This is a genomic window from Desulfovibrio sp. ZJ200 (assembly GCF_011039095.1).
Lineage (GTDB): Bacteria > Desulfobacterota > Desulfovibrionia > Desulfovibrionales > Desulfovibrionaceae > Desulfovibrio.
This window is the reverse complement of sequence record NZ_JAAKEH010000012.1, coordinates 1-22,817: the sequence shown is the minus strand read 5'-3', so window position 1 is coordinate 22,817 and position 22,817 is coordinate 1. Positions and strand designations below refer to the sequence as shown.

Genomic DNA, 22,817 nt, shown 5'->3' with positions numbered 1-22,817 from the left:
TTCACAAATATTGCGCATTTGTTCAATTTTTACCTATTTTCAATGCAGCAAGAAAATCCCTCCCGAACATGGGGAAAGTCTGGCATCCTTGTTGCAGCAGGGAATCATCACCTGATTCCAGATAGACACGAAGAAAATCCGCAAACACGCCGTTTGCCAGCTTCTGCAGATCAGCATGATAGTTGCCGTTGAAATGCTCATCCAGCGCGGCATAGGTTCGCAGTTCGTTAAGCCCCCACAGTTTGCGGTGAAATACATGATTTATATCGGCACTGGCATACATGGATGTCGCATGCCTGCGATAGACAGCCAGATGATCACGCATATAGCCGATCAACCCGGTTTCAGCATGCAAAAGATGCCAGTACCAGTCACCCGGAATAAGCGTAGGGTCAAACCACTCCGGCAATCCTTCCCGAAAGCGCCAGCGGTACATTACCGAATTAGTCTGTATGAAATTGCCCTGCAAAAGATCCTGAATGTGGTAAAACGGTCGCAAGCCACGGGGCAGCATATCTTCAGGCGGATATGCGCGAGAAGGCGAGCCGTCTTCATAGAGAACATCCACCTGATGAAAACAGAGGGCGCATTCCTTGTATTGATCCAGAAACTCCATCTGCTTGTGGAGCTTGTTTGCATCGGAAAAGTAATCATCCCCATCGCAAAGGGCAGCGTATTCGCTGTTGCAGGCAGCAAAAAGCTCTCGCACATTTTCTCCGTGACAGGCCCGCTCACGCAGGTAAATGGGACGGATATGCGGGTATCTTGACGCATAGCTTTCTATGACAGCCTGCGTCCCATCGTCTGAAGCATCATCCAGAATGATGTGCTCCAAAGCCGCGTCCGTTTTCTGGGCGATAACGCTTTCAATATTCTGCGCTATATAGCGCACATGGTTATGCGTCAGTGTGAGGACAGAAATTTTTGGCTTGATAGCGGACTTGCAAAAAAAATACTCCGGCGCAGCCGGGGAAAGGGCCTCAAGCAATGTTTTTTTCACGTCGGCAGGTATCTGTTGCTCACGGTACAAATGACGGATAACAGCCTTCTTTTCTGTTGTGTCAAGATGGCGCGCAAATTCTCCGGCAATTTGTGGCGTAATTGAACCGTAGTCCGGAACTTTGAATTTGTTGCCTGAAGCCTGACAGAGCGGCTGCCATGGAAGGCCAAGATTTTCTTCCATTTTGCGTATTGCTGAAAAAATATCCTCAGGCCAATTATTCGTATGTATCTGTATAGTTCGCAATGCGTATAAAATCTCAAAACCTGCAATACTTTTCGGCATGAGTTTTTCCGCATTATTGTCGAATTGATCAATATGCAGCAGTTCACAAAGTGCTTTTTTGTGTTCCTTTACAAGAATGGTGGGATCACTATCTCGGTGCAGCCATATATTCACCTCAGGTAAGCCACTGAAATCCGCCGCTATCTGCTCCGGAGTATGAAAAGCATAGCAGACAACAATCTTTTTCATGTATTCCAACAGATTGGGAACATCACGAAATAAATACTGGCGATAAAGAAAGTCGATACTCCTGTCAGGGCCCCCAAGCAGTAGTTTTACTTCAACGGCAGCATGCGCAATCGCAGAAAACCCTTTTCCTGTATTCAAAAACTTCTGTAAAGCCGAAAAGTCCGGAAAGCCGGCGCTGAGCAGAACATCATTTCCCAACTCCAGAACAGCATTCAATTTTTTCAAATAGGCGAACATCTCCTTGCGAGCGTTGGGCCTACCCTCGCCAGCCTCTTTGAAGATGTCGAACATCCGCGCGCTCGAAGGTATCCGGGGATAAGCAGGGCTCCAGGAGTAGTCTTCAGCAAAATACATCCAACCCGCCTTTTCCAGGGCGGCTGAATTGATATGCAAAAGCCAGGCTAGCTCCTCATAGCCCGACCCGGGTGTTCCAAAAAAGACGAGCATTCTTGGCATCAGGATTCTTTCCTTTTTCTGGAACATGGAATGTAAAGCAGAGAATGCAGGAGCGGATTTGTGGAATCCATCATGTTCATGTGTTTGCGCCGATATTTTCCCGAATCAAAATCAGGATTGGGCCAATACCCTTTGGACGCGCCGAAACGCACATAGTGCTCCAGCGGATCCATAACTTCCGGGCCTCTGACATATTGTTTTCTGTACCAGGCCCAATCAAAAAGGCCGGACAGGAAAATAGCCTGTACCGTCGGCTGAACCATTGCTTCGGGGAGAGGCAGGGCGGGAGGCGCCCCCCGCATTTCCGGCTGCCCGGGCTGGCAACTGAATATGTAAATGACACGGGGGGGTTGCTGAAGAGATGGCAGCGCGGCGACAAGATGCATGCCGCTTCTCCGGGCGGCATCCCTGGCCTCTGCCATGGTGATGCGTGGAGCGCAATATTCCGATGGGAGAGAACGCTCTTCAGGGGGAAGACCCCATTGCTTACTGTGAACTGCATTCAGGGGGTGCCCGTTAAAGCTGGCGTCTACCTGATCGACAAGAATACATCCTGTGGGCGAAAGCCTGTTTTTGCAACCTGATAAAAACTTCCGCAGATCAAATTCCGTATGGAAGCTGAGACAATTGACGGCGATCAGCAGATCCGTTCCTTCCGGAATATGTTCCGGATCAAAGAGGCTCCCCTGGCCAAGGTTCCATGTAAAGCCGTGGAAATCAGCCATGCCGGCCGCTACGGCCAGGGCCGCGGCGTCTGTATCGCTCCCCCCAAGATGTTCATAACCATGCTGGGCAAGCCACAAAAGGTTGTTGCCGCTCCCGCAGCCTATCTCAAAAATATGTTTGCCATAACCAATACGGGAATATATCCACGCCATCGCAAGGATAAGCTCACGCCTCTGCAAGCGATTTTGGGCGGTTCCCACAAACCATTCCTGCGCGTTATGTTCTTTGACAAGTTCTTTCAACCGGCTGAGATCCCCCTCATAATTGAAGGATGGGACAGGAAGAGGCCCCGTACAGGGATTCAGGGCTGCCTGACCAAGCGCTTGATCCAGGTTTTCCAGAGTAAGAGAGGGGTTTCCGAAGGTCGAGCCGGGATAAAAACGATGGTGATGATATCTGTACCAGACCCCGGGGAAAAGGCGTAAGGTAGTGAGAGATTCTTCCAGATGCACCCCTTCATCGCCGACAACTGTCAGCCCCAGCCTGCCGGCCGCACGGTGGGTAGTAAGGTTACAGCTGTTAAATGGGGGCACAAAAAAGCGGACGCGTTTTTGAGGAAATATCTTTCGCAAAAGGGCAAGCCCCTCCTTCATTTCCTCATACTGCGCATTTTCTGTCATGCGGGCATAATTAGTATGATACAGCCCATGCAAGGCTACTTCATCAGGAGTATCAGAAAGATACCGGACGAGTTTTTCATTATCTTCCAGCCTGTACGGCATGGAAAGTTTTCGAATCCGTTCGTTATCAAGTTGTGACAGTGTTTGATGACCTTCGTAAACACAGTATGAGCCATTATGGTAATTCGCATAATTGCATAGGCCCCGCAGCGTTACGGCATGAACCTGGGTAAAGCCATGCTTATGGAAAATACCGCAAAACTGTGGAAAGTATTCCATTTGCGTATCATAAGAGACATCATCATTTCTGAAATAAGGTTTTACCTTCATGATAAGCCCTTTTCCCGAACTTGATAAATAAAACGAAAAACATCTTCTCCTGAGCCGTTTCGGGGATCGTTGAGGGAAATGAACTCCTCAACCAGAGTCCTTTCTATCCGGTTTGCAAACAAAACACGGACAGCATCTGCTTCCGGACAGGTATGCAAATCCACGCTGTCCGGCACGGCATTGACCGGCACCTCAATGCATACATGCCCACCTGGTTTGCAAACGCGTATCATCTCAGCGGCAGCCGCTCTCTGATCCTCGCAGTGCTCAAGGCTATGGCATGAATAAACGACGTCGAAAACCGCATCTGAAAAATTCAAGTTCTCCATGTCCATGGAATGAACCAGGGGCTCGGCGCCGTTCAAATCGATTCCCACGGCATCAGCGCCCATCCGCCTCATGTGCAGCACTTCCTCAGGGCTTCCGCAGCCCACGCACAAGACCGCGCGATCTTTCAACGAAATAAACCGTACCGCATGCTCGCAAAAAGCCCTTGTTCTTGCCTGTGAGCGGAGGGGAATCATCCGTCTTGTCTTGGCTATCTGCCGGTAATATCCCGGCAGCTTGCGCCAGTCAGCTTGTGCAAGCCTTGCGGCTTCATAAATATTTACCATCGTATTGACTGTGTTGCGCACAAGATCCTTGCATCCTTGAGTGGTTCTATCCCTCAAGTTTGCAGAGAGATTTTTTCCCCGAAGGCGGAAAAACGGCCAGGACCAGGGCATGGGTTCCCCAAAATTACGATAAAGGTATTCCCGCCTTGCCGCCGAAGACAGGGTTGCCATGCTGGCAAACGGCTCCGAACGAAATCCATCCATGACGGCAGCCCCCTTCTTTTCGGAGACCTGACGCAAGAAACTTTCCCATTCGTCCCAAATCGCTTCCTGGTTGTATGCTCCTGCGCAGTCTTCAAGGCATTTCTCCGCCAGCTTTTGCCGCAGGGCCGGAGAGTTCATCAACTCCGCCAGGGCGTTGCCCAGAAGATCCGCATCCGGCGCAGCCACCAGAATACCATTGTCGTGATCCCTGATAATGGAGCGCATGGCCGGGCAATCGGCAATACCTGCGACGGGCAAACCGCAAGCCATGGCTTCAATAAGACTGTTGGGAAAGCCTTCAACTTGCGTCGGCAGGCAATAGATGCTTGCCTTTTCGTATTCCAGAAACACATTCTCAGGGTGCAGCACAAATTCCGTCACGCTGCTAATGCCAAGAGACGCTGCAAGTTCTCGCAGCTTTTTTTCTTCCGGGCCATATCCCACTATACGCAAACGCCATTCGGGGAAGCGGCCGGATATGCCGGCAAAGGCTTTAAGGAGCAAATCAGCCCGTTTGCCGGGGATAAAGCGGGCCAGAAAAAGGACGGTTCCGCTTTCATAATTGAGCCCCACATCTGCCCTGATGGAAGTCAACGGCGCCGCATTGGGAATCACACGACATTTATGTCTGTGGATTTCCGGTACCGTCTCTATATGGGCCTCCACCAACTCATGGATGGCGTCAGCACAAGCGAGAACAGCCATACGGCCCGGCCTGTTCCAGGTTACAGCTTCAGAGAAACGAGGATCGGATCTTTCTGAACAGATTATGGGCACTCCCGTTCCAAGGCATGTGAGGCACCACAACATATGGGTCCATTCTGACTGCAACGAAAGCATGACATCAATATCGTTGCTCCTCAGATACTCCCGCACTTTCTCAATCTCGCAATGCTTGCCGTGGCCGAATTCTTCCGGCAGACGCAGAAGCGAAATGCGTGCATCCAGCGGAAAAACAGGCTCCCGGCCATGTTCATAGGCGAAAATATGGATAGTATGCCCGCGAGCCAGCATCGCATGGGCCAAATTAACCGCGACTCTCTCTGTTCCCCCTTTTGCGTAGCACAGACTGGAAGCTCCGATGGCAATATTCATACGCGAGATCCGGAACCTTTATGGAGTTTGCGGCAGATTTCCCTGATGAGGTTTTTCATGCGCACCACGGCTGCTCTCAACCTCACCGTCAGTGCATCGGGAAAAGGCTGGCCAAAATCACGCCCGGCATATTCCTGTCTGGCCCTTGCGGACATTCTGGCCATGCTGGCAAAAGGCTCCTCTCGAAAGCTGTCCATGACAGTGTTGCCCTTTTTCCCGGCAACGTTCCGGAGAAGCTTTTCCCATGCGTCAAATACCGCCGCATGGCTGTATGCAGACATGAACGTTCTGGCATTCCTGCCAAGCCTGGCCCGCAAGGCATCATCTGCAAGCAGCTTCTCCAGTTCCTTTGCCAGACTCAGGGGAGTCATTTCGTCAGCCAGCAGTCCTGTTTCTCCATCCGTTATGATGTCAGGCACACCATCGCAGTCTCTGAATGCCACGCACGGCAGCCCTGCCGCCATTGCTTCCAAAAGCACGTTTGGCATCCCCTCCGTGCGGGAGGAAAAACAGAAAGCCTGCGCCCCTGATAACACGCCTTCAGGATTGGTGGACATACCAAGAAAACGGATCTTTTCTCCAAGGCCGAGATCTTTCGCATGGGCTTCCACCTTCGCCCTGTCCTGTCCATCCCCGGCTATTTGCATTTCCCAGTCAGAGTACTGACTGGAAACAGCGGCAAAAGCATCCATAGCCAGGCAACATTGCTTAAGCTCTTCCTGCAGCCGCCCCATCCACAGCAGGATTTTGCGTTCCGCCCCCTGGCCACCCGGCTTTGCAGCGGCATCGGGGAGAGACACGGCATTGGGAATGATCTGTACCCTGTCCCGCAAAAATTCAGGAACGCTGCCAGCATAGGAAGGCAGCAAAAGATGGATGGCATCCGCGCCGCTCATGGCGGCCAGACGGCCTCTCCGATTCCAAAAAATATTTTCTATGGTACCTGGTGAATGCCGTTCGGAGTACACATACGGAATACCACTCCCCAGGAGCGTTACAGCCCATACGAGATGCGTGCCGTCAGGGAAGGGGCATACGCAGACATCCGGCGAAAGATTACGGATTTCTTGCCTCAGGCGCTGAATTTGCAGGTTTTTATCCGTAAAGTTGTAAGGAAGAATCGTCACCTCGGGGCGGAGCGGATACATATCCTGGAGCTTTTCCGTACCCTTGGGAATGTCCGGGCGTTTGCCTTCAGGCAGGCTCTGCGTATACAAAAAATATCCCAGCCGGTAGAGCGGATAAAGCCAGAGCGGAACCGGGCGCTGGCTGCAGATCGTGACCTTATGCCCGCGTTCCGTCATGGCGTTGGCCAACAGTGATACAGCTTTCGGGATTCCCCCGCGTGCTGTGTAGTTATTGACCAGCAGAATATGCAGCACTTTATTGGCAGGCATCTCTCCTGCCTCCAACCCTCAGGGCCGGATTGCCAGCCATTCGGCAATTATCCCGGCAGCCTTTGTAAAGGGTGCTTCCGGGCGCAAGGATATTACCGTTTCCCACTACTGAGCGCTCAAGAACAACACTGTGCGGCCCAAGATGATTGAGTGAGCCGATGCTTGCCCCTCCGAGAACAATAGAATATGGGGCGAAGAAATTAAAATCACCTATTTGCGCATCATGGGAGATATTCGCCGCTCCATTGATATAATTCGCATTACCTATGACGGCATTGCAAAAAATGGTACATCCACGCTGAAAAATATTTCCCTCACCTATACGAGCTGTCCTGCTGATGGAAGTCCATGGATGTACAAGATTTATAAAATTTGCACCGCGTCCCTTGAGCGTTGTAAATATTTTGCCGCGCAGTTCAGGCTTTGCGATGCCGATGACAAACATATCCTCCGGTCGGATCGTGTAGGCATCCACACTCCCAAGGTAGAGGTGCTGTAACTCCTTCAGATCTCCTGCATAGCCCTGCCAGTCAAAAAATCCACCAAAGGTGTAATAATCAGCAAGACCTGGTGCGCTTTCCAGCACATCGCGTAAAATCCAGTAACACTCCCGCGCGGCCCCGGAATTTCCGATTATGAGCACATTGGGCATCAGTAGCGCCCCCCATCCAGAACAAAATTTTGCCCTGTAATCCAGGCCGCCTGTTCAGAAAGAAGAAAGGCCGCCAGATGGGCCACGTCTTCCGGCTTGCCGAAGCCAAGGGGATAGCTCTGGAGCTGATGCTGCCGATATTCCGGCCCCATCAGGGCTTCGGCCCTGCCTTCCATGGGCGTGTCAACAATGCCCGGCGACAGGCAATGAACGCGCAGGCCGCGAGGGGCGACCTCCTGACTGATGCTTTTGGCAGCGGCAACCAGGGCGGCCTTGGCAGCGCCGTAAATCAAATGCCCCTTTTCAGGATACACTGCGGCTGCGGAAGCGATAAAAAGCAAAGCTCCGCCTTTACGACCCACCCGGCGATCACAGAACCCCTGAGCCAACAGGCACGGCGTATGGAAGTTGAGAGAAAAATGCCTTCTGGCAGAGGCAAGGTCATAGCCTTGCAGGCTGTCCATCAATCCTTCACCTGCCGCATGAGCCAGGCCCCACAGTTTGCCGTGGGTTTGCGCAATCCCGCGAACCCAGGCAGGAATTTCCTCCATGCCTTCCAAAAAGTCTCGCTGGAGGCTTATCCATCTGTCTGGAGCTGATGAAGCCTGCCGGGCTTCCTCCAAGCGCTGTACGTCACGGGCGCAGGCAAGCACTGTTGCCCCTTGGGCCACACACTCAAGAGCAATGGCTTTGCCAATGCCTGAGCTGGCCCCGGTGATCAGAATCTTTTTGTCTGCAGAAAACATCAGGCAACTGCCCCCCTAGTCATCGCAATCAGATCAGCAGCTGTACGGATGGATTTGAGATCGTCAAAGATAATGCGCTGCCCCCATGATTTGTCGAAAAAGGCAATCAAAACCATAAAGGCCAATGAATCCCATTCTTCCAGATCAGTAAGTACTGTTGTTTCTTCGATGGATTCGGAGCATTGCAGTATTTCTTGCAGTGAACAGAGAAATTCTTTCTTAGTCATAACGGTTTTGCTCTCCCTTGATAATCCGTTCCCATCGTTCAATTCGTTGCAATCGCGCAGGGCGATCAGGATCAGGCTCGTACTCAAGAGGTCTGGCGCAATTCCAGAAATCTATCTTACACAGACAAGAAGCCCAGGATAAGCCTATGCCGTAGCCACACAGTAAAATCGTGCCCGGAGATTGCTTTTCATAAAAGGTGTCACATAGAGCAAGCGGAATGGATGCAGATGCCGTATTGCCGTATTTACTGAAAGACTGAAACGGAGCTTTGTTACTTGGAAAACCTGATTTTAAAGCTATATTTTCAATAATCTGCTTATTTGCCTGATGGAGTATCAGCCAGTCGATATTGTCATGATTTATTTTTGAATACTGCATGAGCCTGCAAATATGATCAGGAACAACATTCATGGTAAAGTCATAAACTGCGCCACCATCCATGTAGGTATCTGCTATCTGCCAAATATTACCGTACTGATCAGAAATATCTCTTACAAGAGATTCGTTTTCACAATGCTCTCGAAGAAATGGAATTCTAGCTTTCCCGGCAGGGACGATGATGGTCTCAAAGCCGCTGCCATCAGTACCGATCCCAAAATGAACCGGTGAGGCTGTTTCGTCCCGGACCAACAGCGTGGCACTTCCGGCATCACCAAACACTGGTGTTGTGATACGGTTGCGAATATCCCGCCCTGAAGGGTGAGCATCACCGACAAGCACAAGCACTTGCCGTGCAGCGCCGGAAGACACCAGAGAACTTCCGAGCCACAATCCGTAAACATATCCGGCACAACCCTGATTGACATCAAAGGCGGCACAGTGCTGCCCCAATCCAAGGCGGTGTTGCAGTTCACAGGCCGTGGCGGGCTGATGCCAGTCCGGCATTTGACTGATAAAAACCAGAGCGTCGATAGTATCACGGGAGTCAGGCAAGGCCTCCAGCAGGGCAAAGGCAGCATGAGCGCACAGATCGGAAGCCGTCACATCCGGCGGGCATACCCGACGCCGATCCATTCCCAGTAGAGTGCGTAATCGCGAAATTTTTTTGAGACTGCCCCCATAATATTCTATTTCGTCTTCCAGAGAGATTTCATTTGTTGGTACAGCAGATCTTAGACTTGCGATACGAACATTCTGTAACGTAGTAAACATATACTTTTACCTTTTTAAGAGAATAATTTATGTATGATTTCTGAAGTCAAATAAATACAATGTGTTGATAAATCACCATACACAGGTAAACATAATACTCGGTTTGACGTAGTTTTAGCAACAGAACAGGATACACGCCACTCAGCTTTCACACATGGAAAAATTAAGCGCAGGGTAAAAATAACGCCGTGTGATGATGTTTTGTGCTAGGTGTATGGAGTAACCGCTACCTTTTTCCCTGCCAGTCCTGCACATTGCAAAGTCAGCATGAGAGCAGTCATTACGTTATTGCAAGCAATGATATGAGAAATAGCAAGATACGCGCTCAATGAATATTCGAGTTTTTGGACATAATTCCCGTTGTTTATAATCCATGCCGATTTGAAAATATCTCTGCATTGCCCAAAGAAGAAACTCTCATTTGGTATTCGCGATTTTGTAATATATATTTTATTGTTGCTGTTCATTTCGTGAGCAAAGTTAATATATCTGAATACAAGAAAAGAGAAAAAGCAGCCTCAAAGACCTGCCTTCAAGCAGCTTCCGGCTGGAGCCACAAGAACCTCATCGACAGACTAAATGTCGGTGATTGAGGCTAAAAGTCATCATGAAATACAGATAAATATTTGATTTTTTTAATTTTTATTGATTTATAGGTGAGCAGCCTTAAAATATCCTGATAGGTTCTCTTGCCAAAATCAGCTCTTAAAGGTATTGGAACTCAAGTGTTCACCGACATTTAGTCTGTCGATGAGCCATTGGTTTGCATCAGATGGTGGCCAATCAAGGCCACTCCAAGTCAGCCTCATCCAGCCAGGTCCGGCGTCATCCTTCCGCCTGTTTTGAGGATTATTTTTTCATTGCCTGCACGCTGCCCGGCACAGGGCTTGCCCGATTGCTGCTGTGGAGCGTGTTGCCCGCCGGCATCATGCCCGGCCTTTCTTTTCTGTCACGCTGTCCACGAGCAAGACGGGTACTCACCGTTTGGGTAGCCGCCAGCAGGGAGCTTTGACCAAGATGGGCATAACGCATGGTTGTGCGCGGATCACTGTGGCCGAGCAGCTTCTGCACCTCGTAGAGCGAATGCCCGGCATTGACCAGAAGACTGGCAAAGGTATGCCGAAGGTCATGAACGCGGATGCCTTGCAAGCCCAGATTGCGGCGTAGTTTGTTCCAGAACAGGTAAATGTCGGAGAGCGGCTTGCCCGGCGCATGACCGGGGAATACCCACGGGCAACTCTGCTCTTTTGGGATGGAGAGGAAGACTTCTACAGCCTCATCGGACAGGGGGATATGGCGAGCCTTGCCGGACTTGGAAACAGGCACGGTCAGGATACGTTGCTCAAGGTGGACATGCTCCCAGCGAGCTTTTCTGATCTCGCTTTTACGGGCACCGGTGAGTATGAGCAGCTTGGCGATTTTGGCTTGTGGTTGATCCGAACGGTCAAGCGCGCACATGACCTGTGTTGCCTGTGCGTCTGTGAGATAGCGTTCGCGTATGCCATGAATCTTGAGGGGAGAAATCTTCGCGCACGGGGACTGTCCTGACGGAAAGAGGTTATATCCCAGTGCCAGAGCGCAGATACTTTTGAGACTGGCCAGAATCCGGTTACAGGTTGTCGGGGCCAGGCCTTTCTCTGAAAGCCCGCGAAACCAGATTTCAACGTCTCTCCGGGTAATGTCGTCCAGCCGCAACTCGCCAAGGATTGCGGAGATATGCAGCCGGAAGTTTCGTTCATCCACATCCCAACTGGCCTTGTACTGTTTGGCATACGGCAGATAGATGTTTGACACAAAGGCATCGAAGAGCATGGGCATCTTCTTTGCTTTGTTGCGCTTGCGCGGTCTGGCAGGTGGGGCTGAAGGGCTTTTGGAGGTGTGCTGTGCTGAAGAGAGGCATGCCATGCTGTGTTCTCCTTATGCTAAGGATTTCCTTGTGTTCTGAGGGTATTTCGATACCCCCCGCGCCTCAATCGGCACAGCATAGCACGGGATTTTCTGATACTCCTGTTGCCCGGTATGGCGTATTGTCCAGACACATCCAAGTATGTTCAGGGAATCACGAAATAACGCTGAAAAAAATCTCTTTTTTGTCTTGACAAGGTTTTGCTGTGGCGGGATTTGGCCTCTTGCCTGCTGCTCTGCAAGCCGTTATCCTGCCTCGGAGGAGAGAAGATGACCAAACTCACTGTGCTGAACACCGCGATTTCCTGGTATTCTCACAGGGGTGATGACTTTATCAGCCTGACCGGCATGGCCCGGTATCAAGACACGGAGCGGGTTGACTACATCATCCAGACCTGGAATGAGGGCTAGGTGCCGGTTGCAAAAGGAGCGCGCTGTCCGCAGCGCGCTCCTTTTGCAACCGGCGTGTTTTTTTGCCGCAAAGGCAAAACTCCTCCATGCCGAAATCGCCCCCGGCGCATGCCACCTTTGCAATGCTCTCGCGCCGCATGTCTCCGTCAGGGAGACGAAAGCGCAGGCGTCGGGAAGCGCGGTTTTTGGAAAACGTCTTGTCTTCCCGGCCATAAAGTTCAGAGTACAGAATGCGGCCTTCATCCCATGCGCGATGATCCGCATGCACTTTGATGCGCGGCGTGTTCTCGAAAAACTCCCGTGTTAGAGCATTTTCACTTTGAAAATGCTCTGCTGACGCGAAAGCGGCAGCCGCCGCAACGCGGCGTACATTCAGGCGAAAACCGCGTTTTTCGCCTGAATGCCACCTTTGACTTTCATAAAAAGTCAAAGGTAATCTGCTCTATAGGCCAGCCGCTATTTTATCATGGCAAAAATGTTGACCTTGCCCGCAGCGGCCTTATTTTTTGTCGTTAGAGCGTTTTGCTCATAAAATGAGCTAAACGCTCTGGCGACAGCGTTAGCTGGCGCCCGCGCCGGCGGTAGCCGTTAGCAAGCTTTGCTTGCCTACGGATAGCGACAGCGGTTGCGTTGGCTGGCTGTCGCAGTAACCAGTTGCTGTCTTCATCCGTAGCTTCCTTCGTCGCAACGGCTGAAGCAATGAGCGTCCAGACCGCGTCCTGGACGCGAAATGATGGCAGCGAAGTGATTGAAAATGGATATTTTCAATCAAAAAAAGCTCTAGTGTCACACCCGCACGGGGGGAGAGCAGAACATGGCAGTATCATATAAAGATTACTACAAATTGTTGGGCGTGGAGCGCGGGGCCAAGGCCGAGGATATTTCCAAGGCGTATAAGAAGCTGGCGCGCAAATACCATCCCGATCTTAATCCGGGCGACAAGCAGTCCGAAGAGAAATTCAAGGAAGTCAACGAAGCCTATGAGGTGCTCAAGGACCCGGAAAAGCGCAGGCTGTACGATCAACTTGGGCCTGACTGGCAGCATGGGCAGCAGTTCCAGGGCGCGCCGGGCTTTGAAAACATGCATTTTACGTTTAACGGCAAGAGCTTTGACGGCTCCGGCTTTTCCGATTTTTTTGAAACCCTGTTCGGCGGCGCAGGCGGCGGCCGGGGCACGCAATTCGGCCCTGATCCTTTCGGCGGATTTTCCGCCCGGCAACGGCATGGCCGCGATGTGGAGGCCGAGCTGCCCCTGAGCCTGGAGGAAGTGGCGCGCGGCGGTCGCCGTACAGTGACGCTGCAAATGCCCCAGGGGCCCAAAACACTGGAAGTTACTGTGCCCGCGGGCATTCGCGACGGCGCGAAACTACGCCTGGCCGGGCAGGGCGATCCAGTGTCCGGCGGCACGCCCGGCGATCTGTTCCTTCGCGTGCGTTACCTGCCGCATCATCTGTTCAAAGTTGATGGCGACAGTCTGCAGTGCGACGTATGGCTCGCGCCGTGGGAAGCAACGCTGGGCGCCAAGGTGCCTGTGCCCACGCTGGAGGGCCAGGTGGAGCTGACCATCCCGCCCGGTTCCAGCTCGGGCCGCAAGTTCCGCTTGCGCGGCAAAGGCATGGGCAGCGGCGTCAACCGCGGCGATCTGCTGGCAAGGGTAATGATCAAGGCGCCCGTCCAGTTGAGCGCGCCCGAGCGCGAGCTCTGGCAGAAGCTGGCGGACACATCGGCCTTTCAGGCTCGCGCTTAGCCAGGTGGAGGTGCTGGTATGAGCATGACCAAAAAAACATCCTCGCTGCCTGCTCCGTCCGCGGTCATGGCCTGGGAGGAATTTGTGGAAATTACCGGCGTGGCGCCGGAACGCCTGCAGGAGCTGCTTTCCCTGGGCTGGCTTGAAACCCGGACCAGCGCGACGCAAACATATCTGTTCCGCGATGCCGATATTTACAGGGTGCGCAAACTGGAACGCATTTGCTGCGATTTTGAATTGCCGGTGGTGGGCGGCGCGATCATTGTGGATTTGCTGGAGCGCATCGACGCGCTGGAGAGAACTGTGCGCAGCCTGCAGGGATTCGAAGAGTAGCCGCGGCTCTCGGCGCTGCGGTTTGCTGCTATGCCTCCGGGCCTGATGCCCCGGCATTGTGTGGAGGAAAAGATGGATATCAACAAATTTACGGAAAAAGCGCGCGAAGCGGTGAGCGAGGCCCAGACGACCGCCGCGGGCATGGGCCATCAGGGCACGGATGCCGATCATCTGGCTCTGGCCCTGGTGCAGCAGGAAAAGGGCATTGTGCCCCGCATTCTGGAACACATGGGCGTGCAGCCCAGGGCCCTGGCCGTGGCCCTGGAAACCTCGCTGCGCAAGCGGCCTTCGGTTTCCGGCGGCGGCATGGATCCCACCAGGATCATGATCACCCCGCGTCTGGCAAAGGTTTTGGGCGAAGCCCAGAACGAGGCCCGGCGCATGAAGGATGAATACGTCAGCGTGGATCATCTTTTCGCCGCGCTGACCGAGGTGGAGCCCTCCACTCCCCTGGGCCAGATTTTCAAGGAATACAAGCTCACCCGCGCGGGCTTTGTGCAAGCTATGGAAGAGTTGCGCGGCGGCGCGCACATCACCAGCGCCAATCCCGAAGATACTTTCGAGGCCCTGAGCAAGTATGCCCGGGATCTGGTGGAAGCGGCGCGCCAGGGCAAAATGGACCCGGTTATCGGCCGCGACGCGGAAATCCGCAGGGTGATACGCATCCTTTCGCGCCGCACCAAGAACAATCCGGTCTTGATCGGCGAGGCAGGGGTGGGCAAAACCGCCATCGTGGAAGGTCTGGCCTTTCGTATCGTCAAGGGCGACGTGCCCGAGGGGCTCAAGGGCCGCAAGCTCTACGCCCTGGACATGGGCGCGCTGATCGCCGGGGCCAAGTACCGCGGCGAGTTTGAAGAACGGCTCAAGGCCGTGCTCGGCGAGGTGGAAAAGAGCGAGGGCAACATCATCCTGTTCATCGACGAGCTGCATACCATTGTGGGCGCGGGCAAAACCGAGGGCTCCATGGATGCGGGCAATCTGCTCAAGCCCATGCTGGCGCGCGGCGAGCTGCATTGCATCGGCGCCACCACGGTGGAGGAATACCGTAAGTATATTGAAAAAGATCCCGCCCTGGAACGGCGCTTCCAGCCTGTGCTTGTGGAAGAACCTTCGGTGGAGGATACCATCTCCATTCTGCGCGGCCTGAAGGATCGCTTCGAGGTGCATCACGGGGTGCGGATCAGCGACTCGGCCATTGTGGAGGCCGTGGTGCTCTCCAACCGCTACATCACCGACCGCCAGTTGCCGGACAAGGCCATTGATCTCATCGACGAGGCCGCGGCCATGATCCGCACGGAGATCGATTCCCTGCCCGCCGATCTGGACGAGGTCAACCGCAAGGTCATGCAACTGGAAATTGAGCGGGAAGCCCTGCGCCGCGAGACTGACGAAGCCTCGCGCGAGCGCCTGGAACGGCTGGAAAACGAGCTCTCCGAGCTGCGCTCCCAGCAGGCCGGCATGCGCAAGCAGTGGGAAAGCGAAAAGGGTTCCATTGACAATGTGCGCAAGATCAAGGAGCAGATTGAGCAGACCAGGCTGGCCATCGAGCAGGCCGAACGGGCCTATGACCTGAACAGGGCGGCCGAGCTCAAGTACTCCAAACTACTGGAACTGGAGAAAAAACTGGCCGAGGTTTCGGGCGGCAGGCCCGAAGGCGGCCCGCGTTTGTTGCGCGAGGAAGTGCGACCGGACGACGTGGCGGAAATCGTGGCCAAATGGACGGGCATCCCGGTCACCCGGCTGTTGGAATCCGAACGCGAAAAACTGCTCCGCCTGGGCGAACAGCTTCACAAGCGGGTCGTGGGCCAGGACGAGGCGGTCACGGCCGTGGCTGACGCCGTGCTGCGCGCGCGGGCCGGGCTTTCCGATCCGGCGCGGCCCACGGGTTCCTTTATTTTCCTGGGGCCCACGGGCGTGGGCAAAACCGAGCTTTCCAAGGCCCTGGCCGAAGCGCTCTTCGACACCGAGGACAATATGGTGCGCCTGGACATGAGCGAGTACATGGAAAAGCATTCCGTCTCGCGGCTGATCGGCGCGCCTCCGGGCTATGTGGGCTATGACGAGGGCGGCCAGCTTACCGAGGCCGTGCGCCGCAAGCCCTATTCCGTGATTTTGTTCGACGAGATCGAAAAAGCGCATCCGGACGTGTTCAACACCTTGCTGCAATTGCTGGACGACGGGCGGCTGACGGACAGCCAGGGCCGCACCGTGGACTTCCGCAACTGCATTGTGATCATGACTTCCAATATCGGCTCCATGCATCTGCTGGACGGCATTTCGCCCGACGGCACGTTGAAAGAAGGCGCCCGGGAGCAGGTCATGGATGAATTGCGCGCGCACTTCCGGCCCGAGTTCCTGAACCGGGTGGATGAAACCGTGGTCTTTCTGCCGCTCAGGCGGGATCAGATCGCGCGCATTGTGGAATTGCAGCTCGCGCGTCTGCGCCGTCGTCTGGAGGATCGCAAAATCAAGCTCTCCATGAGCGACGCGGCCCGGGATTTCATTGCCGATGCGGGCTACGATCCGGTCTACGGGGCGCGCCCGCTCAAGCGTTATGTGCAACAGTATGTGGAAACGCCTCTGGCCCGTGAGCTGGTCAGGGGCAAGATCCGCGACGGCCAGCATCTGACCGTGGACGTCAGTGACGCCGGGCTGACCTTCAAGGCCCAATAGAGCATTTTGCTTTTGAAATTATTCAATTTCAAAAGCGGCGCTGCCGTCATTTCCCCGCAAGCGGGACAAGCCCCCGCAAGCGGGACAAGCGCCTGAAAAGCGTGGTTTTCAGGCTCATTCGGCGCGGGCGTCCGCTTTCGCGGCCGCCAGAGCGGTTGCCGTTTTCAACAGCAAACCGCTCTAGCCTTTGCCGCGCAGGCGAAAGCTCTGACAGACCGCGCCGGGCCCTGGCGCGGCCTGCCTTGCCGTTTGCCGGGCAAGAGGCTATTACCGGTCTGTTGTGACGTACACGCCATCGGGCGGAGCAAGGAGTTGTTCATGACCAAAAACGCGGCTCTTATTCTGGCGGCCGGCAAGGGCACTCGCATGCATTCGGAGCGGCCCAAGGTTTTGCAGACATTGTTGGGCGAGCCCATGCTGGCCTATGTGCGCGAAGCTCTGCGGTCGATTTTTGGCGAGGAAATCTGGATGGTGGTGGGGCATCGGGCTGAAATGGTCCAAGCGGCCTTCCCGGATGCGCGCCTGGTGTTCCAGAGCGAGCAGCTCGGCACGGGGCATGCCCTGATGCAGGCTCTGCCCGCGCTTTCCGAGGCCGGTTGCAGCCATCTGCTGGTGGTCAACGGCGATGCGCCCTTGCTCTCCGAGGAGCTGACGCGCGATTTTATGGCTGAGTCGGCCGGGGCGGACCTGTCCTTCGCAACGATTGTTCCGGATAATCCCGGCGCTTATGGGCGGGTGGTGCGTCAACAGGGTCGGGTGATCGGCATTGTGGAAGCCAGGGATTACGATCCGGCCCGCTACGGCCCGGAAAGCGGCGAAGTCAACGCCGGCATGTACTGGCTCAATCTGGCCGCGGTGGAAAGCCTGCTGCCGCGCCTGAGCAACGACAACAAGAGCGGCGAATACTACATCACGGATCTGATCGGCCTGGCCGTAGCGGGAAAGTATACTGTCCGCGGCGTGCAGTGCGGCCGTGACGACAGCCTGCTGGGCGTCAATTCTCCCCTGGAGCTTTCCCGTCTGGAAGAAGTGCTGCGCGCCCGCACAGCGGAACAGTTGCTGGCTGCGGGCGTCATCCTGCATGCGCCGGATCTGGTGCGGGTGAGCCCTCTGGCCAGGGTGGAGCCGGGCGCGGAACTGACCGGCCCCTGCGAAGTCAGCGGCCGCACGGAAATCCGGCGCGGCGCGTCTGTGGCTTCGCATTGCGTGCTGCGCGACAGCCTGATCGGCACGAGCGCCGAGATACGTTCCTTTTCGCACCTTGAAGGCGCGCGGGTGGGCGAGGGCGCGCTGGTCGGGCCTTTTGCGCGCTTGCGGCCCGGCGCTGTGCTGGAAGCCGACTCCCATGTGGGCAACTTCGTGGAACTTAAAAAGGCCCGCCTGGGCAAAGGAGCCAAGGCCAATCACCTGAGTTATCTGGGCGACGCCCAGATTGGCGCAGGGGCCAATATCGGCGCGGGCACAATCACATGTAATTATGACGGCAGACACAAGTACCAGACAAAAATCGGAGAAAAGGCCTTTATCGGCAGCAATACGGCGTTGGTGGCGCCGGTCAGCGTCGGCGACAATGCCCTGGTGGGCGCGGGTTCGGTGATCACCAGGGACGTGCCCGGCAATGAAATGGGCATAGCCCGCAGCCGCCAGAAGAATCTGCCGCGCAGGGGGTGACGGTCCGGGGTTGCGGCGTAGCGCGAAGGGCTGCTGTCGCCATCCGTAACGCCCTGCGGGCGAACGGCTGCCGCAGCCCGCAGCCGCCAGAAGAATCTGCCGCGCAGGGGGTGACGGTCCGGGGTTGCGGCGTAGCGCGAAGGGCTGCTGTCGCCATCCGTAACGCCCTGCGGGCGAACGGCTGCCGCAGCCCGCAGCCGCCAGAAGAATCTGCCGCGCAGGGGGTGACGGTCCGGGGTTGCGGCGTAGCGCGAAGGGCTGCTGTCGCCATCCGTAACGCCCTGCGGGCGAACGGCTGCCGCAGCCCGCAGCCGCCAGAAGAATCTGCCGCGCAGGGGGTGACGGTCCGGGGTTGCGGCGTAGCGCGAAGGGCTGCTGTCGCCATCCGTAACGCCCTGCGGGCGAACGGCTGCCGCAGCCCGCAGCCGGATGCCCAACGCCTTTTACGCGTATGGCTGCGCTGCTGGCGGAAAAAAATTCCTTCCCGAATCTGCAGGAAATAGCTTGCGCCCTGAGAGCCGCGTATCTTGCCGTTTTTCTCCTTTTCCGCGCCTGCCGCCGCAGCCTTTGCTTCCGCGCCCGGAGCTTTTTTTGCTTTGCAAGGTACTATCCATTCTTGCCAAGCCTGGGGGGCGGTGCTATCTACAGACTATGGAACTTCTGGAACGGCTTGAATCGCATGTTACGGCGCTTCTCGCAACGCTGGACCGCCTCAAGGCGGAGAATGCGCGTCTTCGCGCCGAATCTTCCGCTCTTGTGGCGGAAAAGGCGGTTCTGGAAGAGGAAAACCGCAAGCTGCATGAATCCTTTGCCAAGGAAGAAGCCTTGCGCACTGAGGCGCTCAAGCGAATTGACGCCCTGTTGCGCAGGATTCAGGAGCATGACAGTATTGAGTAGGTTTTTGTGAGCCAGGGAAACATCAACCTTACCGTTCTCGGGCTTGAGATAGCATTCAAGCCCGGCGCCGACATGGAGCGCGTCAAACGCGCCGTGCGGCTGGTGGAGGAACGGTTTGCAGACCAGAAGCTGAGGTCCCACGGAGGGCAGAGCAAGGACATTCTGCTCACCTTTCTGGCCCTTGGACTGGCGGATGAGTTGTTGCAATCGCAGAAAAAGTCGGCTGATGTGCAGAATCGCATCAGTTCCCTGCTTTCACAGATAGAGGAATCCCTTTAGACTCTTTTGGGCGTTTTCCCTGGGGTGTGCGTGATTTATGCCTCGGTGCTAACCTGACAAGCATTGAACAATGGGAGCCGTCTCTGCTTTTTGTGTGCATGCCCGGCATGGCCGGGAAGCCTGAGAAAAGCATACAGGCGCCCGACCTGGGAAACCAGGTTCTGCACCGCATGCATGACACGGCGCTCTGGGGATTATGCCGGAGTTCCTTAGGAGTTCTCCAGGTTCGGCGCGCCTGTTCAGGCGTCGTCTCTGCTGCGCGACACATCCTTGTGCCGGTTTTCTCCGGCGTCCAGCCAGGGTCACAGGAGCCCTTCGGGCAATATCGTTGCGGCAGCCGCGTTTTTCAAGGCGGCTGCCGATGTTCGCCGGGTTCGGCCCGTAGTTGTAAAGAGAGGCTGGTTTCATGGATATCTTGTTTATTTTTGCGCTCGCTGCGGCCGTCCTGGTGGGGGCATCGGTCGGCGTAGTGGGCCACCGCTGGGTGGCCGCCAAGCGCATCGGCGATGCCGATGATCTGGCCAAGCGCATTGTTGCGGAGGCGCGCAAGGAGGCCCAGGCCCAGAAAAAGGAAATTCTGCTTCAGGGGCAGGATGATCTGTTCAATCAAAAGCGCGAGTTGGAAAACGAATTCAAGGAACGGGAACGCGAAGTCAAAATTCGTGAGCGCAAGCTGGAGGAGATGGGCGGCCGCCTTGAGGAAAAGCTGGAAAAGGCCACGGGCAAAGAGCACGAGCTCCTGGCCACGGAAAAAGATCTGGCCCGCAAGGAACGCCAACTGTCCGAGTCCGAGGAGTTTTTGCAGGCCCGCATCGAAGAGCAGGAAGCGCGTTTGGCCCAGATCGCCGGTTTTACCGCCGAAGAGGCCAAGGCCCGCCTTTTCTCGGAAATCGAGGCCAAAACCCGGCACGAGTCGGCGCGGATGATCCGCCAGATTGAAATGGAAGCTCGTGAAACCGCGGATCGCAAGGCCAAGGAAATCCTCTGCAATGTCATCCAGCGTTACGCCGGCGACTATGTGAACGAACAGACGGTCACTGCCGTGTCCCTGCCCAGCGAAGACATGAAGGGCCGGATCATCGGCCGCGAAGGGCGCAATATCCGCGCCCTGGAGGCAGCCACGGGCGTGGATCTGATCATCGACGACACCCCGGAAACCGTGATCCTCTCCGCGTACAGCCCCCTGCGCCGTCAGGTGGCCAAAATGGCTCTGGAACGTCTGATCCAGGACGGGCGCATCCATCCGGCCCGCATTGAGGATATTGTTCAGAAATGCGAGACGGAACTGGACGTGCAGGTGCGCGAAGTGGGCGAACAGGCCACCTTTGACGCCGGGGTGCACGGCATCCATCCGGAAATCGTGCGCCTGCTCGGTCAGTTGCGCTACCGGACTTCCTTCACGCAGAATGTGTTGCAGCACTCGTTGGAAGTCTCCGCGCTCTGCGGCATGATGGCCGCGGAACTGGGCATGGACGTCAAAAAAGCCAAGCGCGCGGGCCTGCTGCATGACATCGGCAAGGCCGTGGATCATGAAGTTGAGGGCCCGCATGCCCTGATCGGCGCGGATCTGGCGAAAAAGTACAATGAAAGCCAGGAGATTATCCACGCCATTGCCGCCCATCATGAGGATCAGCGACCTTCCACGGCTCTGGCCGTCCTGGTGCAGGCTGCGGACTCCATCTCGGGGGCCAGGCCCGGCGCTCGCAAGGAACTGCTGGAAAACTACGTCAAGCGCCTGGAGGAGCTGGAAGGCATTGCCACCAGCTTCGACGGGGTGACAAAGGCCTATGCCATTCAGGCCGGGCGCGAAATCCGGGTCATGGTCAATTCCGATAATGTGGACGACGATACCACATATATCCTTTGCAAGGATATTGCCGAAAAAATCGAAAAAAATCTGACCTATCCGGGCCAGATCCGCGTCACCGTGATCCGTGAGCGCCGGGCCGTGGGCTTTGCCAAATAGCCATGATCTTTGCACAGGGCCTTGCCCCCATCTTTCTTCTGGATTTGGCGGCCGGCGTTTTGCTGGCCGCCGCCGCTTCCTGCCGCAGCCGTGCCTGCGGCAACCATGTCACCGGCGCGGCCGTGCTGGGTTGTCTGGCAGGCCTGGCGGCGCCTTTGCTGCGCGACTGTCTCCTGGGCTTTGGGGCTCTGCCCCTGAATCGGGGCGAATACCTTGCCGCGGCCGTGTTTGGCGCTTTGGCCGGAGCCCTGTTCGGCAATCTTTCCGGCAGGGCATGGCGTTTTTTTTACTGGTCGGATTCTCTCGGCCTGGCCCTGGCCGCGTGCGTGGGCACATCGCGAGGCTTGGCGTTCGGTCTGGGGCTGAGCGGTTGCCTGCTGCTGGGGGTTCTGGCCGGTCTGGCCGGGGGATTGGTGCGCGATATGGCGCTGGGCGATGTGGCCCGCGCGGTGGAGGAAAGCCTGTACGCCACGGCCGCGGCCCTGGGAGCCCTGCTGACTCTGGCCCTTTCGCTCTACGCTCCGCTGCCGGACTGGCAGAGCGTGCTGGCTGGAGCCGCGCTGGTGCTGCTGCTGCGTTTGCTGCCTGGGGTCAGCCCTCATTAAACCACCTGCTGCAAAGCCGCCTTTTTCCGTCCGGCGGCGTTGCAAGGCCAACATTGACCTTGCGGTATGTTCAATACAGCTTCGCCCAATGTTTGCCTTGCGCCTTGCCGGCCGAAAAAAATCGGCTTTTCGCGGACGGTGTTTTCATGAGGGCTGCCCCCAGCGTGCAGGGATGAACGCGTGAAGCCTGAAAATATTTTTTCAGCAAAATAAATCAGTTGGCAATAAATTTAAAAATAAGCCTCTGGTGGTGTTGACACGGGAAGCCGAAATGTCTAAGTTGCACTTTCCGCGACAAACGAGTTTCCACACAGCCCTGGTCGGGAAAAAAATTTTTCCGCCTGAGAAAAAAATGTGTTGACAGCTTGTCGGGGATGGTGCATAAGTCTGCACCGCGCCGCTGGAAAGCGGCAGGGGGGAGCCCCCCGGTGGTTCATTGACAAGTGAATAGCGAGTGGGAAGAAAGAGTCTTTGAGATTCTGATTTCTGCGAAAGCGGGAATCTAAGTACAGATTTGAACTGGAGAGTTTGATTCTGGCTCAGATTGAACGCTGGCGGCGTGCTTAACACATGCAAGTCGAACGCGAAAGGGGCTTCGGCCCTGAGTAGAGTGGCGCACGGGTGAGTAACGCGTGG

At 55.6% G+C, this 22,817-nt stretch carries 21 protein-coding genes, 1 rRNA gene and 1 other RNA gene; 13 read left to right on the top strand and 10 right to left on the bottom strand.

Going from position 1 to position 22,817, the window contains the following annotated elements; genetic code table 11:
- Positions 1-22: 22 nt before the first annotated feature.
- From G7Y52_RS05320 to G7Y52_RS05280, 9 genes are all read right to left on the bottom strand, one after another.
- Positions 23-1,957 carry a glycosyltransferase gene (locus G7Y52_RS05320; RefSeq protein WP_206215198.1) on the bottom strand — a complete coding sequence of 645 codons (1,935 nt, stop codon included), beginning with the start codon at positions 1,955-1,957 and terminating at the stop codon, positions 23-25.
- Positions 1,930-3,606 carry a methyltransferase domain-containing protein gene (locus G7Y52_RS05315; RefSeq protein WP_165067296.1) on the bottom strand — a complete coding sequence of 559 codons (1,677 nt, stop codon included), beginning with the start codon at positions 3,604-3,606 and terminating at the stop codon, positions 1,930-1,932. The genes G7Y52_RS05320 and G7Y52_RS05315 overlap by 28 nt, the downstream gene beginning before the upstream one ends.
- The gene (locus tag G7Y52_RS05310; protein WP_165067293.1) at positions 3,603-5,519 is read right to left on the bottom strand and encodes a glycosyltransferase; all 1,917 of its coding nucleotides are present in this window, start codon (positions 5,517-5,519) and stop codon (positions 3,603-3,605) included. Before G7Y52_RS05310 ends, G7Y52_RS05315 begins: the two co-directional genes overlap by 4 nt.
- Entirely contained in the window at positions 5,516-6,901 is a 1,386-nt protein-coding gene (locus G7Y52_RS05305) for a glycosyltransferase (RefSeq protein WP_241159601.1), read from the bottom strand. Before G7Y52_RS05305 ends, G7Y52_RS05310 begins: the two co-directional genes overlap by 4 nt.
- Before the next feature lies 1 nt (position 6,902).
- Positions 6,903-7,568, bottom strand: coding sequence for an acetyltransferase (locus G7Y52_RS05300; protein WP_165067287.1), 666 nt, complete (start codon positions 7,566-7,568; stop codon positions 6,903-6,905).
- The gene (locus tag G7Y52_RS05295) at positions 7,568-8,314 is read right to left on the bottom strand and encodes an SDR family oxidoreductase (RefSeq protein WP_165067284.1); all 747 of its coding nucleotides are present in this window, start codon (positions 8,312-8,314) and stop codon (positions 7,568-7,570) included. The genes G7Y52_RS05300 and G7Y52_RS05295 overlap by 1 nt, the downstream gene beginning before the upstream one ends.
- Complete coding sequence (locus G7Y52_RS05290) at positions 8,314-8,541, bottom strand: acyl carrier protein (protein ID WP_165067281.1); 228 nt, start codon at positions 8,539-8,541, stop codon at positions 8,314-8,316. The genes G7Y52_RS05295 and G7Y52_RS05290 overlap by 1 nt, the downstream gene beginning before the upstream one ends.
- Positions 8,534-9,694 (bottom strand): ketoacyl-ACP synthase III, encoded by a 1,161-nt coding sequence (locus tag G7Y52_RS05285; protein WP_165067279.1) that lies wholly within the window; start codon positions 9,692-9,694, stop codon positions 8,534-8,536. Before G7Y52_RS05285 ends, G7Y52_RS05290 begins: the two co-directional genes overlap by 8 nt.
- A gap of 206 nt (positions 9,695-9,900) precedes the next feature.
- Entirely contained in the window at positions 9,901-10,161 is a 261-nt protein-coding gene (locus tag G7Y52_RS05280) for a DegT/DnrJ/EryC1/StrS family aminotransferase (protein ID WP_165067277.1), read from the bottom strand.
- Here G7Y52_RS05280 and G7Y52_RS14885 point away from each other — a divergent pair.
- Positions 10,093-10,287: a hypothetical protein gene (locus tag G7Y52_RS14885; protein WP_206215202.1), complete on the top strand. Its 195-nt coding sequence runs from the start codon at positions 10,093-10,095 to the stop codon at positions 10,285-10,287. The two genes, G7Y52_RS05280 and G7Y52_RS14885, sit on opposite strands and share 69 nt — an antisense overlap.
- Positions 10,288-10,543: 256 nt before the next feature.
- Here the strand turns inward: G7Y52_RS14885 and G7Y52_RS05275 are convergent, their stop codons facing one another.
- Positions 10,544-11,599 (bottom strand): site-specific integrase, encoded by a 1,056-nt coding sequence (locus G7Y52_RS05275; RefSeq protein WP_165067274.1) that lies wholly within the window; start codon positions 11,597-11,599, stop codon positions 10,544-10,546.
- A gap of 270 nt (positions 11,600-11,869) precedes the next feature.
- Here G7Y52_RS05275 and G7Y52_RS05270 point away from each other — a divergent pair, with 270 nt between their 5' ends.
- The 12 genes from G7Y52_RS05270 to G7Y52_RS05215 all read left to right on the top strand — a co-directional run.
- A complete protein-coding gene (locus tag G7Y52_RS05270; RefSeq protein WP_165067271.1) occupies positions 11,870-12,010 on the top strand; it encodes a hypothetical protein in 141 nt (46 codons plus the stop codon).
- Between the two features lie 300 nt (positions 12,011-12,310).
- Complete coding sequence (locus G7Y52_RS05265) at positions 12,311-12,526, top strand: hypothetical protein (RefSeq protein WP_165067268.1); 216 nt, start codon at positions 12,311-12,313, stop codon at positions 12,524-12,526.
- Between the two features lie 298 nt (positions 12,527-12,824).
- Positions 12,825-13,757 carry a J domain-containing protein gene (locus G7Y52_RS05260; protein ID WP_165067265.1) on the top strand — a complete coding sequence of 311 codons (933 nt, stop codon included), beginning with the start codon at positions 12,825-12,827 and terminating at the stop codon, positions 13,755-13,757.
- Between the two features lie 18 nt (positions 13,758-13,775).
- Positions 13,776-14,090 carry a chaperone modulator CbpM gene (locus G7Y52_RS05255; protein ID WP_165067262.1) on the top strand — a complete coding sequence of 105 codons (315 nt, stop codon included), beginning with the start codon at positions 13,776-13,778 and terminating at the stop codon, positions 14,088-14,090.
- A 72-nt stretch (positions 14,091-14,162) separates the two neighbouring features.
- Entirely contained in the window at positions 14,163-16,763 is a 2,601-nt protein-coding gene (gene clpB, locus G7Y52_RS05250; protein ID WP_165067259.1) for an ATP-dependent chaperone ClpB, read from the top strand.
- A gap of 318 nt (positions 16,764-17,081) precedes the next feature.
- Positions 17,082-18,434: a bifunctional UDP-N-acetylglucosamine diphosphorylase/glucosamine-1-phosphate N-acetyltransferase GlmU gene (gene glmU, locus G7Y52_RS05245; protein WP_165067255.1), complete on the top strand. Its 1,353-nt coding sequence runs from the start codon at positions 17,082-17,084 to the stop codon at positions 18,432-18,434.
- Between the two features lie 651 nt (positions 18,435-19,085).
- On the top strand, positions 19,086-19,331 hold the full coding sequence (locus tag G7Y52_RS05240; RefSeq protein ID WP_165067252.1) for a cell division protein ZapB: 246 nt from the start codon (positions 19,086-19,088) through the stop codon (positions 19,329-19,331).
- 6 nt (positions 19,332-19,337) lie between these two features.
- The gene (locus G7Y52_RS05235) at positions 19,338-19,610 is read left to right on the top strand and encodes a cell division protein ZapA (RefSeq protein WP_165067249.1); all 273 of its coding nucleotides are present in this window, start codon (positions 19,338-19,340) and stop codon (positions 19,608-19,610) included.
- Between the two features lie 13 nt (positions 19,611-19,623).
- A non-coding RNA gene (gene ssrS, locus G7Y52_RS05230) (6S RNA) lies at positions 19,624-19,808 on the top strand.
- A gap of 208 nt (positions 19,809-20,016) precedes the next feature.
- Positions 20,017-21,576 (top strand): ribonuclease Y, encoded by a 1,560-nt coding sequence (gene rny, locus G7Y52_RS05225; RefSeq protein WP_165067246.1) that lies wholly within the window; start codon positions 20,017-20,019, stop codon positions 21,574-21,576.
- Positions 21,577-21,578: 2 nt separating this feature from the next.
- Complete coding sequence (locus tag G7Y52_RS05220; RefSeq protein WP_165067243.1) at positions 21,579-22,181, top strand: TRIC cation channel family protein; 603 nt, start codon at positions 21,579-21,581, stop codon at positions 22,179-22,181.
- Positions 22,182-22,697: 516 nt separating this feature from the next.
- Positions 22,698-22,817 (top strand): 16S ribosomal RNA (locus tag G7Y52_RS05215); the annotation flags it as partial.

Bases quoted from the DNA above. Each gene is read 5' to 3' on its own strand.
- glmU (WP_165067255.1), top strand. From the start codon at position 17,082: ATGACCAAAAACGCGGCTCTTATTCTGGCGGCCGGCAAGGGCACTCGC.
- G7Y52_RS05275 (WP_165067274.1), bottom strand. From the start codon at position 11,599: ATGGCATGCCTCTCTTCAGCACAGCACACCTCCAAAAGCCCTTCAGCC.
- G7Y52_RS05300 (WP_165067287.1), bottom strand. From the start codon at position 7,568: ATGCCCAATGTGCTCATAATCGGAAATTCCGGGGCCGCGCGGGAGTGT.
- G7Y52_RS05255 (WP_165067262.1), top strand. From the start codon at position 13,776: ATGAGCATGACCAAAAAAACATCCTCGCTGCCTGCTCCGTCCGCGGTC.
- G7Y52_RS05270 (WP_165067271.1), top strand. From the start codon at position 11,870: ATGACCAAACTCACTGTGCTGAACACCGCGATTTCCTGGTATTCTCAC.
- clpB (WP_165067259.1), top strand. From the start codon at position 14,163: ATGGATATCAACAAATTTACGGAAAAAGCGCGCGAAGCGGTGAGCGAG.
- G7Y52_RS05295 (WP_165067284.1), bottom strand. From the start codon at position 8,314: ATGTTTTCTGCAGACAAAAAGATTCTGATCACCGGGGCCAGCTCAGGC.
- G7Y52_RS05320 (WP_206215198.1), bottom strand. From the start codon at position 1,957: ATGTTCCAGAAAAAGGAAAGAATCCTGATGCCAAGAATGCTCGTCTTT.
- G7Y52_RS05220 (WP_165067243.1), top strand. From the start codon at position 21,579: ATGATCTTTGCACAGGGCCTTGCCCCCATCTTTCTTCTGGATTTGGCG.
- G7Y52_RS05280 (WP_165067277.1), bottom strand. From the start codon at position 10,161: ATGAACAGCAACAATAAAATATATATTACAAAATCGCGAATACCAAAT.
- G7Y52_RS05260 (WP_165067265.1), top strand. From the start codon at position 12,825: ATGGCAGTATCATATAAAGATTACTACAAATTGTTGGGCGTGGAGCGC.
- G7Y52_RS05315 (WP_165067296.1), bottom strand. From the start codon at position 3,606: ATGAAGGTAAAACCTTATTTCAGAAATGATGATGTCTCTTATGATACG.
- G7Y52_RS05240 (WP_165067252.1), top strand. From the start codon at position 19,086: ATGGAACTTCTGGAACGGCTTGAATCGCATGTTACGGCGCTTCTCGCA.
- G7Y52_RS05310 (WP_165067293.1), bottom strand. From the start codon at position 5,519: ATGAATATTGCCATCGGAGCTTCCAGTCTGTGCTACGCAAAAGGGGGA.
- G7Y52_RS05285 (WP_165067279.1), bottom strand. From the start codon at position 9,694: ATGTTTACTACGTTACAGAATGTTCGTATCGCAAGTCTAAGATCTGCT.
- rny (WP_165067246.1), top strand. From the start codon at position 20,017: ATGGATATCTTGTTTATTTTTGCGCTCGCTGCGGCCGTCCTGGTGGGG.
- G7Y52_RS05290 (WP_165067281.1), bottom strand. From the start codon at position 8,541: ATGACTAAGAAAGAATTTCTCTGTTCACTGCAAGAAATACTGCAATGC.